The 22,610-nt window shown below is 72.6% G+C and carries 17 protein-coding genes; 4 read left to right on the top strand and 13 right to left on the bottom strand.

Annotation, left to right across the window (positions count from 1 at the left end; all coding sequences use genetic code 11):
* Window positions 1–67 precede the first annotated feature (67 nt).
* The 7 genes from exaC to xylB form a co-directional block, all read right to left on the bottom strand.
* Window positions 68–1,591 carry an acetaldehyde dehydrogenase ExaC gene (exaC, locus tag IEZ20_RS20870; RefSeq protein WP_189300919.1) on the bottom strand — a complete coding sequence of 508 codons (1,524 nt, stop codon included), beginning with the start codon at window positions 1,589–1,591 and terminating at the stop codon, window positions 68–70.
* A 56-nt stretch (window positions 1,592–1,647) separates the two neighbouring features.
* Entirely contained in the window at window positions 1,648–2,955 is a 1,308-nt protein-coding gene (locus IEZ20_RS20865) for a GAF domain-containing protein (RefSeq protein ID WP_189300917.1), read from the bottom strand.
* A 103-nt stretch (window positions 2,956–3,058) separates the two neighbouring features.
* Window positions 3,059–3,664, bottom strand: coding sequence for an N-acetylmuramoyl-L-alanine amidase (locus IEZ20_RS20860; protein WP_189300915.1), 606 nt, complete (start codon window positions 3,662–3,664; stop codon window positions 3,059–3,061).
* A gap of 294 nt (window positions 3,665–3,958) precedes the next feature.
* Window positions 3,959–4,972 carry an acetamidase/formamidase family protein gene (locus tag IEZ20_RS20855; protein WP_189300913.1) on the bottom strand — a complete coding sequence of 338 codons (1,014 nt, stop codon included), beginning with the start codon at window positions 4,970–4,972 and terminating at the stop codon, window positions 3,959–3,961.
* A 258-nt stretch (window positions 4,973–5,230) separates the two neighbouring features.
* Window positions 5,231–6,715 carry an APC family permease gene (locus IEZ20_RS20850; RefSeq protein WP_189300911.1) on the bottom strand — a complete coding sequence of 495 codons (1,485 nt, stop codon included), beginning with the start codon at window positions 6,713–6,715 and terminating at the stop codon, window positions 5,231–5,233.
* A 502-nt stretch (window positions 6,716–7,217) separates the two neighbouring features.
* Window positions 7,218–8,426: an ROK family transcriptional regulator gene (locus tag IEZ20_RS20845; RefSeq protein ID WP_189300909.1), complete on the bottom strand. Its 1,209-nt coding sequence runs from the start codon at window positions 8,424–8,426 to the stop codon at window positions 7,218–7,220.
* Between the two features lie 51 nt (window positions 8,427–8,477).
* Window positions 8,478–9,923: a xylulokinase gene (gene xylB, locus IEZ20_RS20840; RefSeq protein WP_189300907.1), complete on the bottom strand. Its 1,446-nt coding sequence runs from the start codon at window positions 9,921–9,923 to the stop codon at window positions 8,478–8,480.
* A 156-nt stretch (window positions 9,924–10,079) separates the two neighbouring features.
* Between xylB and xylA the strand changes: the two genes are divergently transcribed.
* Together xylA and IEZ20_RS20830 are read left to right on the top strand one after the other, a co-directional pair.
* Window positions 10,080–11,246: a xylose isomerase gene (gene xylA / locus IEZ20_RS20835; RefSeq protein ID WP_189300905.1), complete on the top strand. Its 1,167-nt coding sequence runs from the start codon at window positions 10,080–10,082 to the stop codon at window positions 11,244–11,246.
* A gap of 209 nt (window positions 11,247–11,455) precedes the next feature.
* Complete coding sequence (locus IEZ20_RS20830; protein ID WP_189300903.1) at window positions 11,456–12,910, top strand: fascin domain-containing protein; 1,455 nt, start codon at window positions 11,456–11,458, stop codon at window positions 12,908–12,910.
* Window positions 12,911–13,038: 128 nt separating this feature from the next.
* Here the strand turns inward: IEZ20_RS20830 and IEZ20_RS20825 are convergent, their stop codons facing one another.
* The 3 genes from IEZ20_RS20825 to IEZ20_RS20815 form a co-directional block, all read right to left on the bottom strand.
* Entirely contained in the window at window positions 13,039–14,379 is a 1,341-nt protein-coding gene (locus IEZ20_RS20825; protein WP_189300901.1) for an esterase-like activity of phytase family protein, read from the bottom strand.
* A 131-nt stretch (window positions 14,380–14,510) separates the two neighbouring features.
* Window positions 14,511–15,791, bottom strand: a complete 1,281-nt coding sequence (locus tag IEZ20_RS20820; RefSeq protein WP_189300900.1) for an SWIM zinc finger family protein — start codon at window positions 15,789–15,791, stop codon at window positions 14,511–14,513.
* Complete coding sequence (locus IEZ20_RS20815) at window positions 15,788–18,655, bottom strand: SCO1167/SCO6262 family helicase (protein ID WP_189300898.1); 2,868 nt, start codon at window positions 18,653–18,655, stop codon at window positions 15,788–15,790. The genes IEZ20_RS20820 and IEZ20_RS20815 overlap by 4 nt, the downstream gene beginning before the upstream one ends.
* An 815-nt stretch (window positions 18,656–19,470) precedes the next feature.
* Between IEZ20_RS20815 and IEZ20_RS20810 the strand changes: the two genes are divergently transcribed.
* Window positions 19,471–19,653, top strand: a complete 183-nt coding sequence (locus IEZ20_RS20810) for a tail-anchor membrane protein (protein WP_189300896.1) — start codon at window positions 19,471–19,473, stop codon at window positions 19,651–19,653.
* 127 nt (window positions 19,654–19,780) lie between these two features.
* Here the strand turns inward: IEZ20_RS20810 and IEZ20_RS20805 are convergent, their stop codons facing one another.
* On the bottom strand, window positions 19,781–20,632 hold the full coding sequence (locus IEZ20_RS20805) for a hypothetical protein (RefSeq protein ID WP_189300894.1): 852 nt from the start codon (window positions 20,630–20,632) through the stop codon (window positions 19,781–19,783).
* 142 nt (window positions 20,633–20,774) lie between these two features.
* A complete protein-coding gene (locus IEZ20_RS20800) occupies window positions 20,775–21,071 on the bottom strand; it encodes a hypothetical protein (protein ID WP_189300891.1) in 297 nt (98 codons plus the stop codon).
* A 98-nt stretch (window positions 21,072–21,169) separates the two neighbouring features.
* Between IEZ20_RS20800 and IEZ20_RS20795 the strand changes: the two genes are divergently transcribed.
* A complete protein-coding gene (locus tag IEZ20_RS20795; RefSeq protein ID WP_189301189.1) occupies window positions 21,170–22,075 on the top strand; it encodes an oxygenase MpaB family protein in 906 nt (301 codons plus the stop codon).
* Here the strand turns inward: IEZ20_RS20795 and IEZ20_RS20790 are convergent.
* Window positions 22,052–22,585, bottom strand: a complete 534-nt coding sequence (locus tag IEZ20_RS20790; protein ID WP_189300888.1) for a PadR family transcriptional regulator — start codon at window positions 22,583–22,585, stop codon at window positions 22,052–22,054. The two genes, IEZ20_RS20795 and IEZ20_RS20790, sit on opposite strands and share 24 nt — an antisense overlap.
* Between the last annotated feature and the right edge of the window lie 25 nt (window positions 22,586–22,610).

The raw sequence follows: 22,610 nt of genomic DNA, 5'->3' as shown, positions 1-22,610 counted from the left end.
ACCGCCCGCACCGCCCAGGCGCCTGCCCGGCACACCCTCCCGGCCAGGCGCCCCTCGGCCACCGTGTCTAGAAGAAGCCCAGCTTCTTCGGCGAGTACGACACGAGGAGGTTCTTGGTCTGCTGGTAGTGCTCCAGCATCATCTTGTGCGTCTCGCGGCCGATCCCGGACTGCTTGTAGCCGCCGAACGCCGCGTGCGCGGGGTAGGCGTGGTAGCAGTTGGTCCACACACGGCCCGCCTGGATGGCGCGGCCCGCGCGGTAGGCGGTGTTGATGTCCCGGGTCCACACGCCCGCGCCCAGGCCGTACAGCGTGTCGTTGGCGATCTTGATCGCGTCGTCGAAGTCGTCGAAGGAGGCCACCGAGACGACGGGACCGAAGATCTCCTCCTGGAAGATCCGCATGCGGTTGTCGCCCTCGAAGATGGTCGGCTGGACGTAGTACCCGCCCTTCAACTCGCCGTCGTACTCGACGCGTTCCCCGCCCGTGAGGACCCTCGCGCCCTCCTGGCGGCCGATGTCCAGGTAGGAGAGGATCTTCTCCAACTGGTCGTTGGAGGCCTGCGCGCCGATCATCGTGTCGGTGTCCAGCGGGTGGCCCGGCTTGATGCGCCGGGTGCGTTCGACGGCCGCCTCCAGGAACTCCGCGTAGTGGCCGCGCTGGACCAGCGCCCGGGACGGGCACGTGCAGACCTCGCCCTGGTTGAGCGCGAACATCGTGAAACCTTCGAGCGCCTTGTCGCGGAAGTCGTCGTCGTGCGCCCACACGTCGTCGAAGAAGATGTTCGGCGACTTCCCGCCGAGTTCCAGGGTGACCGGCTTGATGTTCTCCGAGGCGTACTGCATGATCAGCCGCCCGGTCGTGGTCTCCCCGGTGAACGCGACCTTCGCCACCCGCGGGCTCGACGCCAGCGGCTTGCCCGCCTCCACACCGAAGCCGTTGACGATGTTCAGCACGCCCGGCGGCAGCAGGTCCGCGATCAGGCTCAGCCAGTAGTGGATGGAGGCCGGGGTCTGCTCGGCCGGCTTGAGGACCACCGCGTTCCCCGCGGCCAGCGCCGGCGCCAGCTTCCAGGCCGCCATCAGGATCGGGAAGTTCCACGGGATGATCTGCGCCACGACCCCGAGCGGCTCGTGGAAGTGGTACGCCACCGTGTCGTCGTCCAGCTCGCCCAGCGAACCCTCCTGCGCCCGGATCGCCCCCGCGAAGTAACGGAAGTGGTCGATCGCGAGCGGGATGTCGGCCGCCAGCGTCTCCCGCACCGGCTTGCCGTTCTCCCAGCTCTCGGCCACCGCCAGCGGCTCCAGGTACGCCTCCATCCGGTCGGCGATCTTCAACAGGATGTCGGACCGCTCCGCCACCGGTGTACGGCCCCACCCGGGCGCCGCCTCGTGCGCCGCGTCCAGCGCCCGCTCGACGTCCTCCGCGGTACCCCGCGCGATCTCCGTGAACGGCTGCCCGTTGACCGGCGACGGATTCTCGAAGTACTGCCCGCGCGCGGGCGGCACGTAGGAACCGCCGATGAAGTGGTCGTAGCGCGCCTGGTAGGAGACGATCGAGCCCTCGGTGCCCGGCGCCGCGTAACGAGTCATCCTGGTCTGCCTCCCGGTGCAGCGCTGCCCGCCGTTGGGCAGCTCTCGCCGCGAGGCTAGGCAGGCGGACGTTGCAAGTACGTTGCACCGCGGGTCCGTGCCGGTGCCGGGCCGGCCGGTACGCCCAGTTCGGCCTCCAGCGCGGCGAGCCGGGCACGGACCGGTGCCGTCGGACGCACCACGGCGAGCGCCCGCCACACCTCGATGTCCTCCTCGCCCCACGGAGCGTGTGCCCAGTCCGCCAGCAGGTCGGGATCGCGGTGCGCGATCAGCGCGGTGCGCAGCGCACTCGCGAGCCGCTCCCGCAGCCGGACGATCGCCGGGGCCTGCGAGCCGGGCAGCAGGGGCCCGGCGTACGCCTTGGCCGCCGCGGTGAGCCCGCCCGTCTCCAGCCGCCGCTCGACCACGGTGGCGTCCGACTCGACCGCGGCCGTCAGCCGGTACGGCCGTGAGGCGAGCAGCTCCGGTCCCAGCAGCCTGCGCAGCCGGGCCAGTTCCGCCCGCAGCGTCACCGGCGTCACCGACTCGTCCGCGTACAGGGCGCACAGCAGCTCGTCCCCGCTCAGGCCCTCGGGGTGCCGCGACAACAGCACGAGGATCTCGCTGTGCCGGCGGCTGAGCCTGATCCGCCGTCCGTCGACGGCCAGTTCGGCCTCGTCCCGGCCCAGCGCGCTGAGCAGCGGCCCCTCCCCGGCGACGCCCGGCGGGGCGAGCAGGGCGAGCTGCGCCTCCGCCGCCCGCGCCACCGCCTGCACGAAACCGAGGCTGTGCGGATGGGCGAGCCCGTCGCCGCCGGTGATGTCCACGGCTCCGAGGACCCGTCCGGTGCGGGGGTCGTGCACCGGAGCGGCGGCACACGTCCACGGCTGCACCCGCCGTATGAAGTGCTCGGCGGCGAACACCTGCACGGGCCGGTCCACGGCTACCGCGGTGCCCGGCGCGTTGGTGCCGACCGCGCTCTCCGACCAGCGCGCGCCCGGGACGAAGTTCATCCGGTCCGCGCGCCGCCGGGTCGCCGCATGCCCCTCCACCCACAGCAGCCTGCCGTGCGCGTCGCACACCGCCAGCAGATGCTCGCCGTCGGCCGCGAACGTGCCCATCAGCTCCCGGAACAGGGGCATCACCCGGGCCAGGGGGTGCTCCGCGCGGTAGGCGCCGAGGTCGCCGTCGGACAGTTCCACACTGGCGGTGCCGTCCGGCCCGACACCCGCCCGCGCGCTGCGCCGCCACGACTCCGCCACCACCGACCGCACCGGGCGCGGCACCGTCCCCGCCGTGGTGAACGTCTCGTGCGCACGGCGCAGGGCCCGGACGCGCTCGGCGGGGTCGGCCCCTGGCTCCAGGGCAACCCACGGATCGGTCAACTCGGCCTCCCCGGACGGTGGAACGGCGGTACCACGGTGGCTCGGACCATCGTCACCCCACGTGTTCGCTGGGACAACCTGTGCGACAAGCGGCTCCTCCCGGCTAGGCGAAGTTGACCAGTCTGATGTAGCGCACCCAGTCCCAGTGCGGCCCCGGGTCGGTGTGGTCGGTGCCGGGCACCTCGTAGTGGCCGATGATGTGCTCTCTGTCCCGGGGGATGCCGTACGCCGTGCAGATCGCCGCCGTGAGTCTCGCCGACTCCTCGTAGAGGGCGTCGGTGAAGTAGGCGGGCTGGTCCACCCAGCCCTCGTGCTCGATGCCGATGCTGCGTGTGTTGTAGGACCAGTTGCCCGCGTGCCAGGCGATGTCGGCCTCGTGCACGCACTGGGCGACGTGCCCGTCCGCCGAGCGGACCAGATAGTGCGCGGAGACCTTCTTCTGCGGATTGGCGAAGATCGCCAGCGTGTTGGCGTACGTCTCCTGCGTGACGTGGATGATCACCCGGTCGATGGCGTAGTCGTCGGGGCGGTCGGACACCGTGTAGTTGGAACCGCTCGCCGGCCGCCACTCGGCGAGCGGGTAGTCGACGAACCCCGTCTGTGCTCCGGCACGCGGGTCGGGAAGCAGTGCGTAGGGGACGGCGGCGAGGGCCGCGCCCTTCAGCAGCCGTCGCCGGCTGAGCCTCGGTTCCGCTCGGTTCGTGTCCATGGCGGGATGCCTTTCGGGAAGCTGTTCGGAGAGTTTTTCGGGGAGCTTCTTCGGGATGCCTTTCCGGGCGGTTTCGCCAGGCCGTCGCGGGTGCCCTGCGGGTGCGTTCGCGTGGCCTGGCGGTGCGTACGCGTTGTCTGGCGGTGCGTACGCGTTGTCTGGCGGTGCGTTCGCGTTGTCTGGCGGTGCGTTCGCGTTGTCTGGCGGTGCGTTCGCGTTGTCTGGCGGTGCGTTCGCGTTGTCTGGCGGCTTCGCGTGGTCCGGCGGGGCCTTTGGAGGGGTACGGCGCAGACCTCAGCCGCGCAGGACCCGCGCCGTCTCCCTCAGCCGTGCGTGCACACCGCGGTACGTCTCCCGTGCGGGCAGCCACTCCTTGCGGAGCTTGGCCACGCAGGTGTAGTTCGTGTCGCATACGTTGGCCAACGGTGACTCGACCGTCTGGGTTGCGAACTGGTACGCGTCCAGCTCACTGAACCCGTAGTCGCGCACAAGCCAGTGCACCAGGTCGAGTTGGGATATGCGGAACGCGTCCTCCAGCGGGCGGGCCGATCCGGTCGACATGATGTGCGTGTCCGACTCCAGCCGGGGCCACGGTGTGGCCACGCCCTTGAGGAGGTCCACGACCACCACCGTGTTCATCGCGCACTCCACGGCCACTCCGCAGGTCTCGCCCTCCCCCTGCCGGGCGTGCCCGTCGCCGAGGCTGAGCAGGGCGCCCTCGACGTTGACGCCCAGGTAGCAGGTGACACCGGCCCGCATCTCGGGCGTGTCCATGTTCCCGCCGTGCGCGTCCGGCACCAGGGCCGAGCGCACCTCCAGGTTGGCGGGTGCCACGCCCACCGTGCCGTGCATCGGGTCCAGGGGCAGCTCCACCCGGATGTCGCTGTCCCGCGCCTGGAACAGGGCGGTCCGCCGGGCCCGGTCCAACTGCCAGATCCAGACCCGCTCCGGCAGCGGTGGCTGCAGCGTGGCAGTGGTGTGGGTGGAGGTGAGGGCGCCGAAGAGGGGGACCGTCGTGGACGCCGCCCAGTCGCGGGCCGGTTCGATCGACACGAAGTGCACGGCCAGGGTGTCGCCGGGCTCGGCGCCCTCGATGTGGAAGGGGCCGGTCTGCGGATTGAGGTAGGGGAACTCGCACACCTCGGACACGAGGTCCTTCTCGGAGCGGATCCGGCCGGCGAAGCAGTCCTCCGTGTACAGGTCGAGGACGGTGCCCGGAGCGATCCGTGCCAAGGGTGCTGCTCCGCCGAACGTCCAGGCGTACTGGTCCGGTTCCGGGCGCACGGTGAGGATGCGGGGCTCGGTCATCGTGGCGTGGCTCCTTTCGTGGGGCGGGTCGTCAGGTCGGTGCAACAGGTCGGCCGGGGTGGTCAGCCGGGCGGGCGGGGAGGTGAGGGGGCCGGCCGGGGCTCGCGACCTGGGCGTGAACGAGGCCGGATACGACGTGGTCGGCCTCGCGGTGACCACCGGTCAGCCAGGCGCAGTCCCGGTCGGCGGGTCGGCGGGTCGGCGGGTCAGCGGGTCGGCGGGTCAGCGGGGCAGGGTCTCGCTCTGCCAATCGGCGGGTCAGCGGGGCGCGGTCCCGCTCTGCCGGTCGGCGTCGGGGCCGTACGCGTCGAGGTGCACCCGCGCGGTCTCGGCTATGCGCTCGGGATGCCGTCGTACGAGCACCAGCAGGACGAGCACGCCCACCCCCAGCCAGGCGCCGACGACCGGACCGGCGTAGGACACCGGAGCCGTCAGTTCCGTGACGAAGTCGAACACCGGGAGACCGGCGGCCGTCAGCAGGGCGGGGACGAACGCGGCGATGCCCAGCACCGGGAACAGCAGGTGCCGTACCGGCTTGAAGGCGGCCCGGCCACGGCGCAGGAAGTGCCCGGTGCAGGAGAGGTTCACGATGATGTAGACGCCGACGACGACGGTGACGATCACGGTGGCGAGGAGCAGGAACGCGGTCACGGGGTCGTAGGCGAAGCCGAGTCCCAGCACCGCCGTGACGGCCACGACGGTCTGCACGGCGATGCCGGCCACGGGGGAGCGGTGCCGTGGGTGGAGCGTGGCGAGCAGGCCGGGCAGGACCCGGACGCGGGCCAGGGCGAAGGCCGTGCGGGTCGAGACGTTCGCGCACGCGTTGGCGTTCGCGATCGTGGAGTTGACCACCGCGAGGAACACCAGCACCCAGAACAGACCGAAGGAAGACCGGGCGACGCCCTCCCAGGAGGCCGCGCCCGAGGCGCCGAACTCCGCGAACCGGTCGGGGCCGAAGTAGACGGTCATCGCATACGTCGTGAGCACGTAGAACAGGCCGATGCCCAGGGCCGCGCCCAGGACCGCGCGGTGCATGGTCCGCCGCGGGTCGCGGGTCTCCTCGGCGAGCGGCGCCGCCGCCTCGAAGCCGGCGAACGCCAGCACCGTGTACACGGACCCGGCGAACACCCCGGCGGCCCCCGTGTATCCGTCGGCGGTGTGCGCCGTGCCGAACACCGTCAGGGTGTTCGCGCCGCCCGCCTTGCCGATGAGCAGCACCGCGAACACGAGGAGGACGAGGATCTCGAAGACACCGAGGACGGTGCCGAAGCGGGCCGAGGCGCGGACGCCGAGGTATCCGGCCACGGCGATCACCGCGGCTCCCGCCAGTGCCCACGGCCACCACAGGTCCGCCGGGTACGCGGACCACTCCTCGTGCAGTGTGGCGGCCGCCGTGAAGCCCAGTTGCAGGAGCAGCAGCGGTGGCACCAGCATCTCCACGAAGACGTACGCCCACCCGACGAGGAAGCCGACGGCCGGGTGCAGGCCCCGGGCCGCGTATGTCGCCACCGAGCCCGCCGCGGGCAGCTCCCGGGCCAGCTCCGCCACACAGGAGGCGGTGAACAGGCAGGCCACCAGGGCGACCAGCACCGCCAGGGGAAGGCTGCCGCCCGCGAAGGCGGCGCCGGACGGAATCGACGCGGCCACCGCGGCGGCCGGCGCCATCGCCGTGACGCTCTGGAAAAGCACCTCGCGCAACCCGATCGCATCGCGCCGCAGCGCCCCGGTCGGCTCCTCGTTCATGTGTCCCCCTGGTGCGTGTCAGTCCGCTGCCACCTGTCGCCTGCGCGTTTCCCTCGTTCCGCGAGCGCCCGCCGCCCGCGCGTGCCTGACGTGACGAGCCGCCTGCCCGTGTATGACGAGCCGCCTGCCCGTGTATGACGAGCCGCCTGCCCGTGCGTGACAAGTCGTCCACCACCCATGACGCCCCTCGGCGCGATCTGGCGACTTGCCGACGGACGTGACGGGTTGCCGGCCGTACATGACGGACCGTCGGCCTACATGACGGGTCGTCGGTCTTTCGTGACGGTCCGTCGGCTGCGCCCCGCGTGAATCACGGTACGACTCGGGCCGGTTGGGCAGAAGGGCGTGCCGCGGTTCCGTGGACAAGTCGCGGGCTGTGGATAACTTGATCACCCGATCGGGCGAAGCGCGGGACCGCGGGGGCCGTGCCACCACGGGATCCTGGGGGCACGTCCCCCACGGAACTGTGGGGGACGGCCCCGGCGTGCGGCGAGCCGGCGGCTCAGGATCGCTCCGCCACCATCGCCGGATCGTCCAGCACCGCTCGGACGACCGAGTGGGCGGCGCCCAGCAGGGGACCCTGCGGGCCCAGCGCGGACACAGCCACGGGGCAGGCCGGGCCCGCCGTGCGGCCCGTCAGCTCCGCCTCCAGCGACGGCAGCAGCCAGGGGGAGAGGCCGGCCAGGGCCCCGCCCAGGACCACAGTCTCGGGGTCGAGGAGGTTCACCGCCCCGGTCAGGGCGATCCCGAGCGCCGTACCGGCGTCCCGCAGAGCCGCCCGTACACCCTCGTCGCCGTCCTCGGCGCGCTCGGCGAGCAGACCCACCAGATCCTCACGCGGTTCCAGCCCGGCCGCGCGCAGTACCGCGTCCTCACCCGCGTACTGTTCCAGGCAGCCCCGGCCGCCGCACGGGCAGGCGGGACCGTCCGGCCGTACGGGCACATGGCCCAGCTCGCCCGCGAATCCCCGGGTCCCGCGCAGCAGCCTGCCGTCGACGACCACGGCCGCGCCGATGCCGATCTCGGCGGACACGTGCAGGAAGTCACCGGGGGTGCCGGCTCCGAGCCACAGCTCGGCCAGCGCGCCGAAGTTGGCCTCGTTGTCCACGGTCAGCGGCCAGTCGCCGGGGAGCAGGAGGCCGAGGTCGGTGTCGTGCCAGTCGAGATTCGGGGCCCGCACGACGGTCCGTCCGTCCCGGGCCACCAGGCCGGGCACGGCGACCGCGAGACCGGCGGGCCAGAGCTCCGCCCGCTCAGCCTCCGAGACGACCCGGCGGATCAGCTCCGTCAGCTCCTCGATCACGGGCCCGGCCGCCCGGCCCCGGTTGGCGCCGTGCCGCACGGCCCGCGCCCGGACCTCGCCGCGCAGGTCGACCGCGCACACCGCGAGATGGCCGACGCCGATCTCCGCCCCGATCCCGGCCGGACCCCGGCCGCTGACCGCGAGCGCCGACCCGGGCCGTCCCACCCGGCCCGGCCGCTCGGGGCCCAGTTCCTCCAGCAACCCCCAGCGGATCAGCTCGTCCACCAGTGTCGACACCGCCGCCCGGGTCAGCCCGATCCGTGAGGCGACCGCCGCGCGGGACAGTGAGCCCTCGGCGCTGACGGCGTGCAGGACCCGGGCGAGGTTGCGCCGGCGCATGCCCTGCTGGGTGTCCGGCAGGGAGCGTCCGGCGCTCTGTGGACGCGCCTCGTGCAGCGGTGCGGTCATGCCTCCGTCAATCCTCGGTGTCTGCCGCCCGGCTGGAGGCGGGCGGCCTGGTCACTGGGTGTTCGGGTCCCGCTCCAGCAGCGGGGCCGCGTCGGAGAGTACCCCGGTGATCCGGTCGAGCGCCGACGAGTCCCGTTCCACGGCCTCGAGGACCGGGCCCGCGGCCGTGTTCCAGCGGCGGGCCACCGCCGCGGGGTCCTCGCCGGTCAGCAGACCGGCCGCCTGCGCCGCCGCGCCGAGGGCGACCAGTTCTTTGGCCTCCGGCACCTGGACGGGCCGGCCCGACAGCCGGCGCACCGTCTGCTGCCAGGCCGTTCCCCGGGCCCCTCCGCCGATCAGGAGCAGCGGGGTGCCGCGGTCCGCGTCCTCGTCGAGGACCAGGTCGAGGGCGCCGAGCAGCGCGTGCACCGCGCCGTCGTAGGCCGCCTGCAGCAGCTGACCGGCGGTGGTGTCGTGGCGCAGCCCGTGCAGCAGTCCGGAGGCGTGCGGAAGGTTGGGGGTGCGCTCGCCGTCCAGGTACGGCAGGAGGGTCACCGAGCCGCCCGGTTCCACGGCCTCCCGGTCCAGGCCCAGCAGGGCGGCGACGCGGTCCACCGCGAGGGTGCAGTTCAGGGTGCACGCGAGCGGCAACCAGTCCCCGCGCGCGTCGGCGAAGCCCGCCACCGTGCCGGTCGGGTCGGTGGGGCGGTGCCTGGAGACGGCGTAGACGGTGCCCGAGGTGCCGAGGCTCAGCACCGGGGTGCCCGGCCTGAGGCCGAGGCCCAGCGCCGCCGCCGCGTTGTCGCCGGTACCCGGAGCCACCAGCGTGCCCTTGGAGAACGGCAGGTCGTGGCTGTCACGCACGGTGCCGGCGACCTCGCCGGGCCGCACCACCCGAGGCAGCAGCGCCGGGTCGAGACCGATGTGCGCGAGGGTCTCCTCGTCGTACGCCTCCGTCCCGGACGCCCACCAGCCGGTGCCCGAGGCGTCGCCGCGGTCGGTCGTGCCCTGTCCGGTCAGGCGCTCGGTGAGGTAGTCGTGGGGGAGCCGTACCGCCCGGGTCGCGCGGACCGCCTCCGGCTCGTGCTCGGCGAGCCACGCCCACTTGGTGGCCGTGAAGGACGCCCCGGGCACGCTGCCGGTGCGTTCGGCCCAGGCCTTCGGTCCGCCCAGCTCGTCCACCAGCCGACGCGCCTGCGGTGCCGAGCGGACGTCGTTCCACAGCAGCGCCGGACGCACCGGCTCGCCGTGCTCGTCGAGGGTGACCAGACCGTGCTGCTGGCCGCCGATCGACACCGCCGCCGCCTCGTGCGCCGCGTCACCGCACTGGCGCAGTGCCGCGCACAGGGCGTCCCACCACTGACGCGGATCACTCTCACGGCCCGCTCCGGAGGTCACGGAGTGCGGGGCCTGGCCGCTCGCCACCACCTGACCGGTGGACGCGTCGACGACCAGCGCCTTCGTGGACTGGGTGGACGTGTCCACCCCGACGACGAGCGGACCCTCGGCTGCTGACATCGGGCTCTCCCTCTTCCGCGGCTCCGCGGGACGTGCGGTGGGCTGTTTCGAAGACACCTTGCTGTCGAAGACATCTTGTCTCTTCCCAGCGGTGCGTCCGCATACTAATTTGTAAACCGCCATGACGAATAGTCGTACGCAGCAAGGAGCCGCGGCATGAACTACCAGCCCACCCCCGAGGACAGGTTCACCTTCGGCCTGTGGACCGTCGGCTGGCAGGGAAGGGACCCGTTCGGCGACGCCACCCGCCGTGCCCTCGACCCGGTCGAGACGGTGCAGCGCCTGGCCGAGCTCGGCGCCCACGGAGTGACCTTCCACGACGACGACCTGATCCCCTTCGGGTCCTCGGACACCGAGCGCGAGTCGCACGTCAAGCGGTTCCGGCAGGCCCTGGACGCCACCGGCATGACCGTCCCGATGGCCACCACCAACCTCTTCACCCACCCCGTCTTCAAGGACGGCGCTTTCACCGCCAACGACCGCGACGTGCGCCGCTACGCTCTGCGCAAGACGATCCGCAACATCGACCTCGCGGCCGAGCTCGGCGCCAGGACGTACGTCGCGTGGGGCGGTCGCGAGGGCGCCGAGTCCGGGGCCGCCAAGGACGTACGCGTCGCCCTGGACCGGATGAAGGAGGCCTTCGACCTGCTGGGCGAGTACGTCGTCTCCCAGGGTTACGATCTCCGCTTCGCCATCGAGCCCAAGCCGAACGAGCCCCGCGGCGACATCCTGCTGCCCACCGTCGGGCACGCGCTGGCCTTCATCGAGCGCCTGGAGCGGCCCGAGCTGTACGGCGTCAACCCGGAGGTCGGCCACGAGCAGATGGCCGGTCTGAACTTCCCGCACGGCATCGCGCAGGCCCTGTGGGCGGGCAAGCTCTTCCACATCGACCTCAACGGCCAGTCCGGGATCAAGTACGACCAGGACCTGCGGTTCGGCGCGGGCGACCTGCGGGCCGCCTTCTGGCTCGTCGACCTCCTGGAGAGCGCGGGTTACGAAGGGCCCCGCCACTTCGACTTCAAGCCGCCGCGGACCGAGGACCTCGACGGCGTCTGGGCGTCCGCGGCCGGCTGCATGCGCAACTACCTCATCCTCAAGGAGCGTGCGGCCGCCTTCCGTGCGGACCCGGAGGTGCAGGAGGCGCTGCGCGCGTCGCGGCTGGACCAGCTGGCCCAGCCGACCGCGGCCGACGGCCTGCAGGGCCTGCTCGCCGACCGCGCGGCCTTCGAGGACTTCGACGTGGAGGAGGCCGCCACGCGCGGCATGGCCTTCGAGCGCCTTGACCAGCTGGCGATGGACCATCTGCTGGGGGCGCGGGGCTGACCGCACGCGCGCGTGCGGGCGAACGCCTCCACGCGCGCGGTACGGAACGGAACAGAGAGCGGAGCGGTACGGAACAGAGAGCGGTACGGAACAGGGAGCGGTACGGAACAGGGAAGGGCATGTGCATGCCCCCCACTTCTTGATCATGCTTGAATCCACCCCGCGTCGACATCCGCGCACAGGTGCGGAGCGTTCTCAAGGGACCAAGCATGATCAAGCGAATACGGCTCGTGCTGGCGGCGGTGCTCACCGCCGTCAGCGCCGTTGTGGCGCTGGCCGCACCGTCGGCCGCGGCCGACACCGCGGTGCCCCCGTCGTCCGCGGGCCAGAGGTGGGCGCTGAAGGTCAACGGCTACTACGTGACCGTCTACGCGGGGCCGGACGGTGACATGAAGCTCAGGGCCAACCCGGATGCTGCCGAGGCCAAGGGATGGGAGCTGTTCACCCTGCACACCGACTACGTCGAGGAGGTGAAGAGGTACGGAACGACGGTCAGCTTCCGCTCCGAGGCCACGGGCAACTACGTCACGGCGGAGGACGACGCCAGCGGAGCCCTGCTGCGCACCCGGGGGACGACCACCGGATCCTGGGAGCGCTTCAAGCTGACGCCGCTGTCCGGCGGCGCGTTCGGACTGCTGGCCCACAACGGCAAGTACGTGGCCGCGGAACTCGGCAGCTACCCCGACTACGGCCTGCTGCGCGCACGGACGTCCGTCTCCGACCCCGCCGGCCTCGGTTCCTGGGAGCGCTTCACCCTGGAGCAGATCGGCCCGGAGGGCGCCTACACCGCGAACATGCCCGCGCCCACCGCCCAGGCGCCCAGGGCGCGCGACGTCGTCTCCTGGAACGTCTGCGCCAACAACAACCCCGACCCCGACTGCGACCTGAAGTACGCCCCGCCGGCGACCGTCGCGGACGACGTCTCGGCCGCTCTCCACGCCGCCATGGGCACCCGGCGGCCCGACGCGATCTTCTTCCAGGAGATCTGCGAGAAGTCCGCGAAGCCCCTGGAGCTGAAGCTCGAAGGCTGGGCCGGCCCTCTGGACGTGCGGTTCATGCCGACGTACTACAACGTGGCCACCGCATCCGACGGCACGGTCGTCCGAGCCCAGAAGAACTGCTCGGACGGCACCGACCACGTCGACCGAGGAGCCTTCGGCATCGCCCTTGCCATGCCCGACAGCAACACCTGGTACCAGGGCACCGTCCTGCCGTCGCCGAGCGGCAAGGAGCAGCGCCCCATGCTCTGCGCGGTCGTTCCGGCCGAGGGTTCCGCCTACTGCAACGCCCACTTCAGCAGCGGTCCCTACATCGACTCCAACGGCAAACTCGCCGGTGACGACACCGACCCGGACAACCTCTTCCGCCCCCAGCAGGCCGCGAAGATGCGGGGGAGCGTCGACACCCTCACGGCCGGTGGTTACACCACGTACTACGGCGGCGACCTCAACACCGCCACGAAGGATGTCGGTTACCTCGACAGTCTCTACCCGGACCACCAGGAGTGCGGGCAGCCGACCCCGACCTCACCGCACACCGGTGCCGCCACGGACGGCGGCAACAAGATCGACTACATCTTCGGCCCTCAGGGGCGCACGTACGCGTGCCGTGTCGTCGACGGTGGACTGTCCGACCACAAGATGATCAATCTGACGACGTCCTGATACCAGTCTGTCCGGCGGACCGTCTGTCCGGCGGACCGTCTGTTCGGCGGACCGTCCGTCTGGCGGGCTGTCCGTCTGGCGGGCTGTCCGTCCTGTGACGGGTCCGGCGGGCCGGCCCGCCGGACCCGTCACAGCTTCCTGGGCAGGCGGACGTACACCACCGTCGTCTCGATCCCGCTGTCGACCAGGCGACCCCGGGCGTCGAACGCGTCCGCCCCGTCCGTCATCCCGAAGTCGTTGTCGTTGACGAGCGCGAGCGTGTCGTGGTCCACGCGCGCGACGCCCTCGATCTTCCCGGGCACCCCGGCCACTTCGCCCAGGTCCACCACGAGCCGCTTGGACAGCACCGGCACCCCCACGGCCGCCGGGTCCTCCAGCTGCTCCAGCGAGGGCGACGTCGTGTCGTCGTCCCACGGGCCGCCGAGGATGTCGGATCTGTCGCGCAGCCTGACCAGCTGCAAGCGGGCAGCCCTGTCGGTGCGCTCCTCGACGAGCAGCCGGTCGCGGCCGACCGCCACCACCGACGAGATCTTCAGCTCGGAGGTGTCGTCCTCGCCCGGGTCGACCACGCCGACCGGGTCGAAGCGGTACGCGTACTCGGCCGTGACGGCCTTCTCGCGCGGCGAGAAACGCAGCAGACGCGTGGTGCGCGAGGCGTCCCCGGCGTCCGCGTCGGGCAGCGAGAGCGGGCTCTGCAGGGCCATCACCAGATCACCGCCGGGAAGCTGCGCCAGCCCCTCGAACCCGCGGTTCGTCCTGCGGTGCAGCAGGATCGACGGCAACGCCTCCACCACCGGGTAGTCCGCTCCGGCCAGAGCGAGTCCCTTGGGCACATAGCGAGCGAGAACCCGCCCGCGCGCGGAGACGTGCACCAGGGACGGTCCGTACTCGTCGACGAGCCAGAAACCGCCGTCCCCGGCCCGCACGATGCCCTCGGTGTCCAGGCCGTTCGGGTCGTAGGACAGCGGCGTCCCCGCGTCGTAGGTGTACGGTGCCTCGTCCCGGCTCCTCTGGTTCGGCAGCCCGGTGACGGCCTTCCTGGAGGAGGTGGTCAGCGGGATCGCGTCCAGGACCTCGACCGTGTGACCGGAGACCCGGATCCTGACGATCGCGGGGTCGAATCCCGGCACCGGGAAGGTGCGGCGCTTCTTGCCGTCCACCTTGATCTGGCCGTTGGGACCGCGGTCGGTCACCGTCCAGTACTCGCCCTCGCGTCCCGCCGGGTAGATGTCGCTGCCGATGCCGCCGAGCTCCACCCCGTGGTCGTCGGCCACGCTGCCGGGCAGCAGCGCGTTGCTGAACGCGCCGAGCGGGATCTCGCCGAGGGTCGCCGTACGGACGACGCGGGCGTCCCCGGACGGCGCCGCCGTGGCCGTCCCCGCGGCCACGAGGACGGCGGCCAGAGCCAGGGGGAGCCCCGTGGCGACGGAACGGGCGACGCGGCGCCGGCCGGCGGCGTGCGGGGACATCAGGCCTCCTGGGGGACAACGTCGTGGGCTGCGGCCACCCTTGGGTCCCCGGAGGAACGTTGCACGACCGCAGGGTGAACGGCCGGCGTCCGCCGCTCATCGGATCCTGCCGGTCCCCTGAGGGCGGCGGATCAGGAGACCCGAGCCTCAGCGGCGCCGGGTCGTGCCGAGGCCAGTGCCGTCGCGGGATCGGGGTCCGCCCCGCCCGTCGGCACCCAGTGGTCACCCTCCTCGCGATACGGCCACCAGTGGCCCTCACCGTCGAGCCTCAGCTGAACGCCTTCATCCGCAACGGTCCACCGGTTGCCGCTGCGGTGGAACACCGGCCGCTCGTCCTCCTCCCAGGCCGCTTCCAGAGCCGCACGCGCGCGTGCGAGGGCCACGCCCTCCACCTCACGCTCCTCGTCGAGCACGGTCAGCGCCACCGCGCCCCCGAGCCGCCACGCGCGCACGGCCGCCGCGAGCCCGTCAGGGCCACGCCCCGACCCGGTGGCGAGCCGCTCGACGACGCCGGCGGGGGCCGGCCCGCAGGCCAGCCGTACGGCGTCCTGAGCGGCCGTCAGACCGGCCTCGGCCGGCGCCTCGCCGCCCAGGATCGCGGCCAGCAGCCGGGAGGCCTCCACAGCGGTACGACCGGCCAGGTGCTCCAGTGCCGCGGTGTCGATTCCGGGAGCCACGACGGACCCGGCGGTGAGGGACGGCGGCGTGCCGGGTGCCTGCGGAAGACCCGGAACCTCGGGCAGTGGCGGCAGGATGTCGGCAGCCGCCCACGCCTCGGCCGCGTCCACTCCGGCGGCCTCGGGTGTCACTCCGGACGGCCCGGCGGTGCTGCGGACGTGCAGCTCCGTCAGGAAGGCGTCCTCTCCCCGCCCCCGCAACAGCAGCAGCAGAAACGGATCCTCGTCCAGCAGCCGCGCCACCTGGTGGCACAGCGCGGCCGTGTGTCCGCAGTGGTCCCAGGCCCCGCAGTCGCACGCCGGTTCGAGATCGCCGAGGCCCGGCAGGAGCTCGATCCCGGACAGCGCCGCGTCCTCGATCAGGTGGGGAGGAAGCTCCCGGTCCAGCAGCGCGGCCATGTGTCCGGACCGCTCCACCACGAGGTCCTGGAACCGCGCCCACTCCCCGTCGGACAACTCCGGCAGCAGGACGTCGGCCCGGTGGGCCGCACCTCCCCTGTCGCGTACGACGGCCGTGACCCGGCCAGGCCGCACGGTCACCGCGCCGACACCGCCCGCGCGCGCGAGCCGGCGTCCCGCCTTGACCGCCGCCGTTTCCAGGGCTGCGTCCTCCAGGGACTGCAGCCAGGCGCGTCCCCACCAGCTCTGCGCGAAGGCCCGCCCGCGCGCGGGTGGCAGCGCGGCGAACGTCCGCTCCGCCCGGCCGTTCTGGTCGTGGTCGTGGTCGTGAGTCATCGTGCCTCCCCGCGTAGTTCCACCAGTGCGGCCAGTTCCTCGTTCGACAGCTCCGTCAGAGCGGCCTCTCCGGTGCCGAGCACGGCGTCGGCCAGCTCCCGCTTGCGGCCCAGCATCTCCGCAATGCGGTCCTCCAGGGTCCCCTCGGCGATCAGCCGGTGCACCTGGACCGGACGGGTCTGCCCGATGCGGTAGGCGCGGTCGGTGGCCTGCGCCTCCACCGCCGGGTTCCACCAGCGGTCGTAGTGCACGACGTGCTCGGCACGGGTGAGGTTCAGTCCCGTTCCGGCGGCCTTCAGCGACAGCAGGAACACCGGTGCCTCGCCCGCCTGGAAGCGCCGTACCAGGGCCTCCCGCCGGGCGACCGGCGTTCCGCCGTGCAGGAGCAGCGACGGCACCCCACGGGCCGCCAGGTGCCGTTCGAGCAGTCGGGCCATGCGCACGTACTGGGTGAAGACGAGCACGCCCGAACCCTCCGCGAGGATGGTGCCGAGCAGTTCGTCCAGCAGCTCCAGCTTCCCCGAGCGCCCCGCGAGCCGCGGATCCTCCTCTTTCAGGAACTGTGCCGGGTGGTTGCAGATCTGCTTCAGGCCGGTCAGCAACTGCACGATCAGGCCCCGGCGTGCCATGTCGTCGGCTGTAGCGATCCGGTCCAGCGTCTCGCGCACCAACGCCTCGTACAGTCCCGCCTGTTCGGTCGTGAGCGGCACCGGATGATCGGTTTCCGTCTTCGGCGGGAGCTCCGGTGCGATGCCCGGATCGGACTTGCGCCGACGCAGCAGAAACGGTCCGACGAGCCGGGCGAGCCGTTGTGCGGCGGCGGGGTCCCGGCCGCCCTCGACGGGCTGTGCGTAGCGCGCGCGGAAGCCGCCGAGACCGCCGAGCAGGCCCGGGGTCGTCCAGTCGAGGATCGCCCACAGCTCCGTGAGGTTGTTCTCCACCGGAGTACCGGTGAGCGCCACGCGCGCGCGTGCGCCGATCGTGCGCAGTGCCCGCGCGGTCGCGGAGTAAGGGTTCTTCACATGCTGGGCCTCGTCGGCCACGATCATCCCCCACGACACACCGGCCAGGCCCGCGGCGTCCATGCGCATCGTCCCGTACGTCGTGAGGACGAACTCCCCGGCCGCCGGAGATCCGAGCGCGCGCCCTGCTCCGTGGAACCGGCGCACCGGCGTGCCGGGAGCGAACCGCTCGATCTCCCGCTGCCAGTTGCCGAGCAGCGAGGCCGGGCAGACGACGAGCGTGGGACCGGCCGCCGAGGGGTCCGTCTGCCGGTGCAGATGCAGCGCGATCAACGTGATCGTCTTGCCGAGGCCCATGTCGTCGGCCAGGCAGCAGCCCAGGCCCAGGGATGTGGTCCGGGCCAGCCAGTCCAGGCCCCGCAGCTGGTAGTCACGCAGGGTCGCGGCCAGGCCCGGCGGCTGTCCGACCGGGTCCGTCGGCTCGCCGGCCGTGAGCCGTTCCCGCAGCCCCGCCAGCCAGCCGGTGGGCCGTACGTCCACCTGTCGGCCGTCGACCTCCGCCGAACCCGTCAGCGCCGCGGCCAGCGCCTCGACGGGAGCGAGGGTGCGGTCCCGCTCCGACCGGGCGCGGTCCGCCTCCTGCGGATCGACCAGCACCCACCCGTCGCGCAGCCGCACCAGGGGACGCTTGGCCTCCGCGAGCCGGTCCAGCTCGTCCCTGGACAACTCCCGCCCGCCCAGGTCGAACCACCAGCGGAACGCGACCCCCGTGTCCGCGGAGAGGTACGACGGTGCGGATGCCGCACCGGGCGGGGCGGCGCCGTCGTCCGGTGGGCCGACGGCCACGTGCGCGGTGAGGCCGCGCGCCAGGTGCTTCGGCCAGTGCACGTCGACTCCCGCGGCGGCGAGCGCCCGCGCGCCCTGCCCCAGCAGGTCGGCTATGTCCTCGTCGGCCACGTCCATGGCGTCGGGCACGGCGGCGGAGAGCAGAGGTGCCAACGGCGGCCAGGCCCGGGCGGCGCGGCGCAGCGCCAGCAACGCGTCGGCACGCGCGCGCGGAGCGGACGCCAGGCTGCCGGCATCCGCACCGGTCCACAGGCCGGCGGCATCCATGACGTCCCCCGAACCGCTCTGGCCGTGCACCTGGAGCACAGCGCGGAAGCGGACCGGGGCGCCGTCCGGGGATACGACGTCGTCGTGACCGGGCGCCTCCACACGCAGCGACAGCCGCACCCCCGCGTCATGCCCGGCGGCGATGTCGTCGGCCCACGCCCGCAGCGCCGGCAGACGCTGCGGCTCGGGTGCCGCGTACGCGGGGCCGCCGGTCAGCAGAGGGGCGGCGGGGGAGCGCGGGAGCACGTCGGCGACCGCGTCGAGGAAGGCACACAGCAGCCGCTCCGGGTCGGGCAGCGAGAGCGGCCCGTCCCCCGGGAGCGGCACTGCGTGTGCCTCCGGAGGCATGGCGGCGGCGAGTTCCCTGACCAGTTCCGCGTCGCCGGCGGACAGCGGGCCCACGCGCCAGGTGTCGTGGTCGGCCGGGGACAGCCCCGGCAGGAGCAGACCGCGCGCCAGGAAGGCCAGGGCGAGTTCGTACGCGGTCCGCCAGAAGGCCGCGGCCCGGTGCTCTCCCGGCAGTGCACGCGCGCGGGTGAGCAGCGGAAGGGCACTGCGGACCGGAAGCAGCAGGACGGGCAGCGGGACGCGTTCGACGCCGCCGTCCGCTGCGGGCACCGCTAACTCCAGATCGGCCAGTGAACCCTCCGCGCATGCGGGCGGAGTCCCGCCGTCCGGTCTCCAGAAACCGATCCGGCCCGTCCGCGCGGGGTCGGACGGCAGGAAAACGACGGAGCAGCTGTCCAGTTCGGGTGGGTCGCAGGGTGGTGCCGTGGGGATGGTCTGCACTGCTCTGCCGCACTCCTCAAATTTGACTACTCGACCGGAGTCGCCGAGGGTACAGCACAATGCCCGCTGCCGCTGCCGCTGCCGCTGCCGCTGCCGCTGCCGCTGCCGCTGCCGCTGCCGCTGCCGCTGCCGCTGCCGCTGCCGCGTCCGAGCGCTGTGGCCCTGCTGACACGCGTGACCGCCGCCGGCCTCGCCCCTCGGTGGAGCAGCTGGGGCGGAGGTGCGGGCGAGGCGCAGCAAGAATGCGTCCAGTGCGCTTTGTGCGGCTGCTGGTCTAATCTTCGGCGTCGAGCACCACGAGGGCGTCCTGGTGACGTACGAGCGTGAGCTGCCCGGAGCCCCGATGCGGATCGACTCCGCGCACGCGGCCTATGAGCGCGAACTGCCCACCCGGTGTACGGGCCGCACGCCGAGGGGCACACCGCGGAACTCACCAGGCTCTTCGCCCGTGAACTCGGGTACCCGCCGGCGACCTCACCGTCTATCAGGCCGCGTACGCCCTCACGACCTACGACCTCTTCGGCCTGGACGACCGGGACGGGCACTTCCGGTGGTGCGCGGAACAGCTACGACGCAACGCCGTGTTCAGCGCCTGAAGCGGGTGTCCGTCACGGCCACTCGATGATGGCAGCGGCTTCGTACTGCGGCGAGTCCCCGCGCTGCCCGGCCGTCACTACGGTCGACAACGGCCTCCGGCCCTGTACGACCTAGGGGCAGACCTCAGGGATGTCTCAGGGTGGGGACGCGGAACCGCGGCCGACGCGAGGTCGTTCTCAGATCAGGGAGCGGCGGTGGCCGCGGAGGAGGCGACGCTCATGTCCATGAATAACAAGATCGCCGCAGGGGGTGCGGCGGTCGGACTGATCCTGCTGATATGGCTGACCGGGTGGGTGGCGTTCCTGCTCGTCGTGGGAGTCCCGCTGGTGGCGTACCTCGCACTGGACCCCTCACAGCGGCGCCGGCTGCGCAGGGTGGGACGCAAGCAGATCGGCCGCTGAGGCGCCGGTCCCAGGGCATGCGGGCCAGCCGTGCGGGGGGCATGGACCGTGCCCCGCCCTGGGGCGGGACACCGCGGGCGGTAGGGCCCTGGGAGCGGCGAGGAAGGCTCCGTCCGCTCGCTCCGGCTCACAGGGGCCGTACGGCCATCTTGTCGAGCGCGTCCAGCAGTCCCGGCAGCTCGGGGCCCCTGCCCACCGGCAGGACCTCGCCGGGCTCCTCGTCGAGCAGGACGAACGCGATGTCGTCGGTGCGGGCCACGATCGACCAGCCGGGACCGTCGGCGCGCAGGGTGCGGGCCTCGCCCGGGGCGAACGACGAGCGCACCCGGCCGAGCGGCGGCGGGGAGTCGACGTAGGCGCGCGCCTCCGCGAGCACCCGGCGGACACCCCTGTGGCCGCCGGACGAAGCGCGCTCCGCACCCTCCGGTGCGGACTCCGCGACCTGCGCGACCTCCGCCGGCTCACCCGGCGCGGGGAAGTCGGCGTCGTCGATCTGCTCCCGCCAGGCCGCCCACTGCAACGCGATCTCGTCGGCACCCAGCCGGCGCTGGGCGGGCCCCCACGTTCCGGTGTCCGGAGGGCTCAGCGCCGGCCGGTCCGCCGCCTCGGCAGGGGGGTCGTGCGGGGCGGGCACGCCCGGTGCCGCCACGGCGACGGCCAGGGGCCACCCCGGCAGGGCGGTCACGACCGCGCTCTCGTCCGGCGACAGCTCGTACTCCATGCCGCAGTCCCAGGAAGCGATCGCCACGGCGACCAGCGAGACGTCGTCGATGACGACCGTCCAGCGAGCACCGTCCCCGTCCTGGCCCAGCACCAGGCCGTACCCGTCGGCGCGCGGCGCGAGGTCCAGCGCCGCACACGCCTCCGGGTAGTCGTCGCCCAGCACGCTCGGAAACTGCGCCGGCGTCAGCAGCACCGCCGTCAGCACGTACAGCGCATCGTCCGCGGCGGCGACGGCCTCATCGTCCGTCCCGGCCATCCCTGCCTCCCCAGTGGTCGTCCATCGGCGCGCACCCTAGTGCGAGCGGAAGCAGCTTGTCACGACTCCGCGCACCACGCGGAGCTGCAGGTTTCCACCTGGACAGGGGCGAAACGGCCACATCTGGAGAGGGAAGTTCCGCTCATGCGGCGGGCAGTCCGAGAAGGGCACGGGCGACCTCGTCGGGCGACTCGTCCCGCTCCCGGGCCAGCGCCACCACCGCCCGGCAGGCCAGCTCGCTCACGCCGAAGGAGAGCGCCTCCGGCGACACCCAGGCCGCCGCTTCCTCGATCCGGTCCTGGTCGTCCTCCGCACGGGCCGCCACATAGACCGCGGCGGCCTCGAACAGGTTGTGCGCGCGCCGCTCCGGGGCACCCTCGGCCCGCGCGGGCGTGGCGGTGCGGAGCCTGCCTGCGTACCTGCGGATCGTGTCGAACACACGGATCACCCTTTCCCCGGACGAAGTCACCACTGATCGCCCATCTGCTGCTTCACAACGTAGAGTTGGAGATCCGGTATCAGAAGGGGGACGACGCGGTGAAGCGGTTCGAGCAGCTGGACCGGATCCGCCGGCTGGACCCGGTGGCGGACGCGCTGGAGATCTACCGGATCAGTGTGGCGTACGAGTTCCCCTGGGACTACACCCGCGCCCTGGAACTGGCCCTGTACCGCACCTACGCGGTGCCCAGCATCGGCCGGCTGCTCGCGCGGACGGCGGAGCTGACCGAGCGTACGCAGAAGCGGTACGACGACACCGTGCTGCTCCTCGACACCATCGTGGAACACGGCTTCGCCGCGGAGCAGGGACGCACCGCCGTCCGCCGCATCAACCAGATGCACCGCAGCTACGACATCAGCGACGACGACATGCGGTACGTGCTGAGCACGTTCGTGGTGATGCCCCGGCGCTGGATCGACGCCTACGGCTGGCGTCGGCTGTCCCGGCACGAGATCGTGGCCACCACCGAGTACTACCGCACCCTGGGCCGGCACATGGGCATCCCGGACATTCCCCGCACCTACGAGGAGTTCGAAGCCCTGCTCGACAGCTACGAGGAAGCCCACTTCGGCTGGGACGAGGAGGCTCGGCGGGTCTCCGACGCCACCCTGGACCTGATGGCGTCCTGGTATCCGCGTCCGCTCGCACCGGTGCTGCGCACGGCGACGCTCGCCCTGCTCGACGAGCCGTTGCTGCGCGCGTTCCGCTATCCGAGCCCGGGCGCCGCGACCTCCGCACTGGTGCGCCGCGCCGTACGGACGCGCGGCCGGCTCGTCCGGCTGCTGCCGCCGCGCCGCAGCCCGCACTTCGCCCGCCAGAACTGGGAGATCAAGGGCTATCCGAACGGCTACCGCGTGGCCGACCTGGGCACCCGCCCCGTCCCCGGGCTGCGCGGCTGCCCGGTGCGGCACCGGGACGGCTCAGCGGCCGGCCCTGTCGAGTGACGCGAGGGTGTCGCGCAGCCAGGCCAGTTCCGCCCGGCTCGTGGCACGGGCGATGGTGAGGACACCCCGCCGGAACGGATCGTCCAGTTCCTCGGCGGAGAGCGGCCGGTCACCGTCGTAGAAGAAGCTCGCCGGCTCCTGAAGGAAGGCCAGCCGGCGCCGCAGCACGGCCGCCTGTGCGGCGGGGTCCTCCAGGTGCCGCAGGAACGCCAGCAGTGTGAACCAGTGGTTCTCGTCGGTGATCTCGCGCTGCGCGGGCTCGGCCAGCCTGCGCTTCAGCTCGCGTCCGCCCTCCTCGGTCAGCCGCAGCACATGCCGTGGCGCGGCCACGGCACCGGGCTCGGTCGCCCGAGCCAGCAGACCGGCCTTCTCCAGGCGCTTGATCGCCGGATACAGCGTGCTCTCGGCGACAGGGCGCACATGCCCCGTGAGCGCCGCGATGTGGCGCCGCAGGACGTAACCGTGCAGCGGGGCGTCGTACAGGAAACCGAGGATGGCCAGTTCGAGCATGCCCGCATTCTTTCGCAGGGGTACC

Origin of the sequence: Streptomyces cinerochromogenes, assembly GCF_014648635.1 — a bacterium.
Lineage (GTDB): Bacteria > Actinomycetota > Actinomycetes > Streptomycetales > Streptomycetaceae > Streptomyces > Streptomyces cinerochromogenes.
Note: the sequence above shows the minus strand (reverse complement) of the source record. Positions and strands in the feature narration are given on the sequence as shown.

What these genes read in the sequence shown, in the direction of transcription:
- IEZ20_RS20860 (WP_189300915.1), bottom strand. Translation starts at nt 3,664, where the DNA reads ATGGACACGAACCGAGCGGAACCGAGGCTCAGCCGGCGACGGCTGCTG.
- IEZ20_RS20825 (WP_189300901.1), bottom strand. Translation starts at nt 14,379, where the DNA reads ATGTCCCCGCACGCCGCCGGCCGGCGCCGCGTCGCCCGTTCCGTCGCC.
- xylA (WP_189300905.1), top strand. Translation starts at nt 10,080, where the DNA reads ATGAACTACCAGCCCACCCCCGAGGACAGGTTCACCTTCGGCCTGTGG.
- IEZ20_RS20805 (WP_189300894.1), bottom strand. Translation starts at nt 20,632, where the DNA reads ATGGCCGGGACGGACGATGAGGCCGTCGCCGCCGCGGACGATGCGCTG.
- IEZ20_RS20810 (WP_189300896.1), top strand. Translation starts at nt 19,471, where the DNA reads ATGTCCATGAATAACAAGATCGCCGCAGGGGGTGCGGCGGTCGGACTG.
- IEZ20_RS20855 (WP_189300913.1), bottom strand. Translation starts at nt 4,972, where the DNA reads ATGACCGAGCCCCGCATCCTCACCGTGCGCCCGGAACCGGACCAGTAC.
- IEZ20_RS20850 (WP_189300911.1), bottom strand. Translation starts at nt 6,715, where the DNA reads ATGAACGAGGAGCCGACCGGGGCGCTGCGGCGCGATGCGATCGGGTTG.
- IEZ20_RS20790 (WP_189300888.1), bottom strand. Translation starts at nt 22,585, where the DNA reads ATGCTCGAACTGGCCATCCTCGGTTTCCTGTACGACGCCCCGCTGCAC.
- IEZ20_RS20845 (WP_189300909.1), bottom strand. Translation starts at nt 8,426, where the DNA reads ATGACCGCACCGCTGCACGAGGCGCGTCCACAGAGCGCCGGACGCTCC.
- IEZ20_RS20830 (WP_189300903.1), top strand. Translation starts at nt 11,456, where the DNA reads ATGATCAAGCGAATACGGCTCGTGCTGGCGGCGGTGCTCACCGCCGTC.
- exaC (WP_189300919.1), bottom strand. Translation starts at nt 1,591, where the DNA reads ATGACTCGTTACGCGGCGCCGGGCACCGAGGGCTCGATCGTCTCCTAC.
- IEZ20_RS20820 (WP_189300900.1), bottom strand. Translation starts at nt 15,791, where the DNA reads ATGACTCACGACCACGACCACGACCAGAACGGCCGGGCGGAGCGGACG.
- xylB (WP_189300907.1), bottom strand. Translation starts at nt 9,923, where the DNA reads ATGTCAGCAGCCGAGGGTCCGCTCGTCGTCGGGGTGGACACGTCCACC.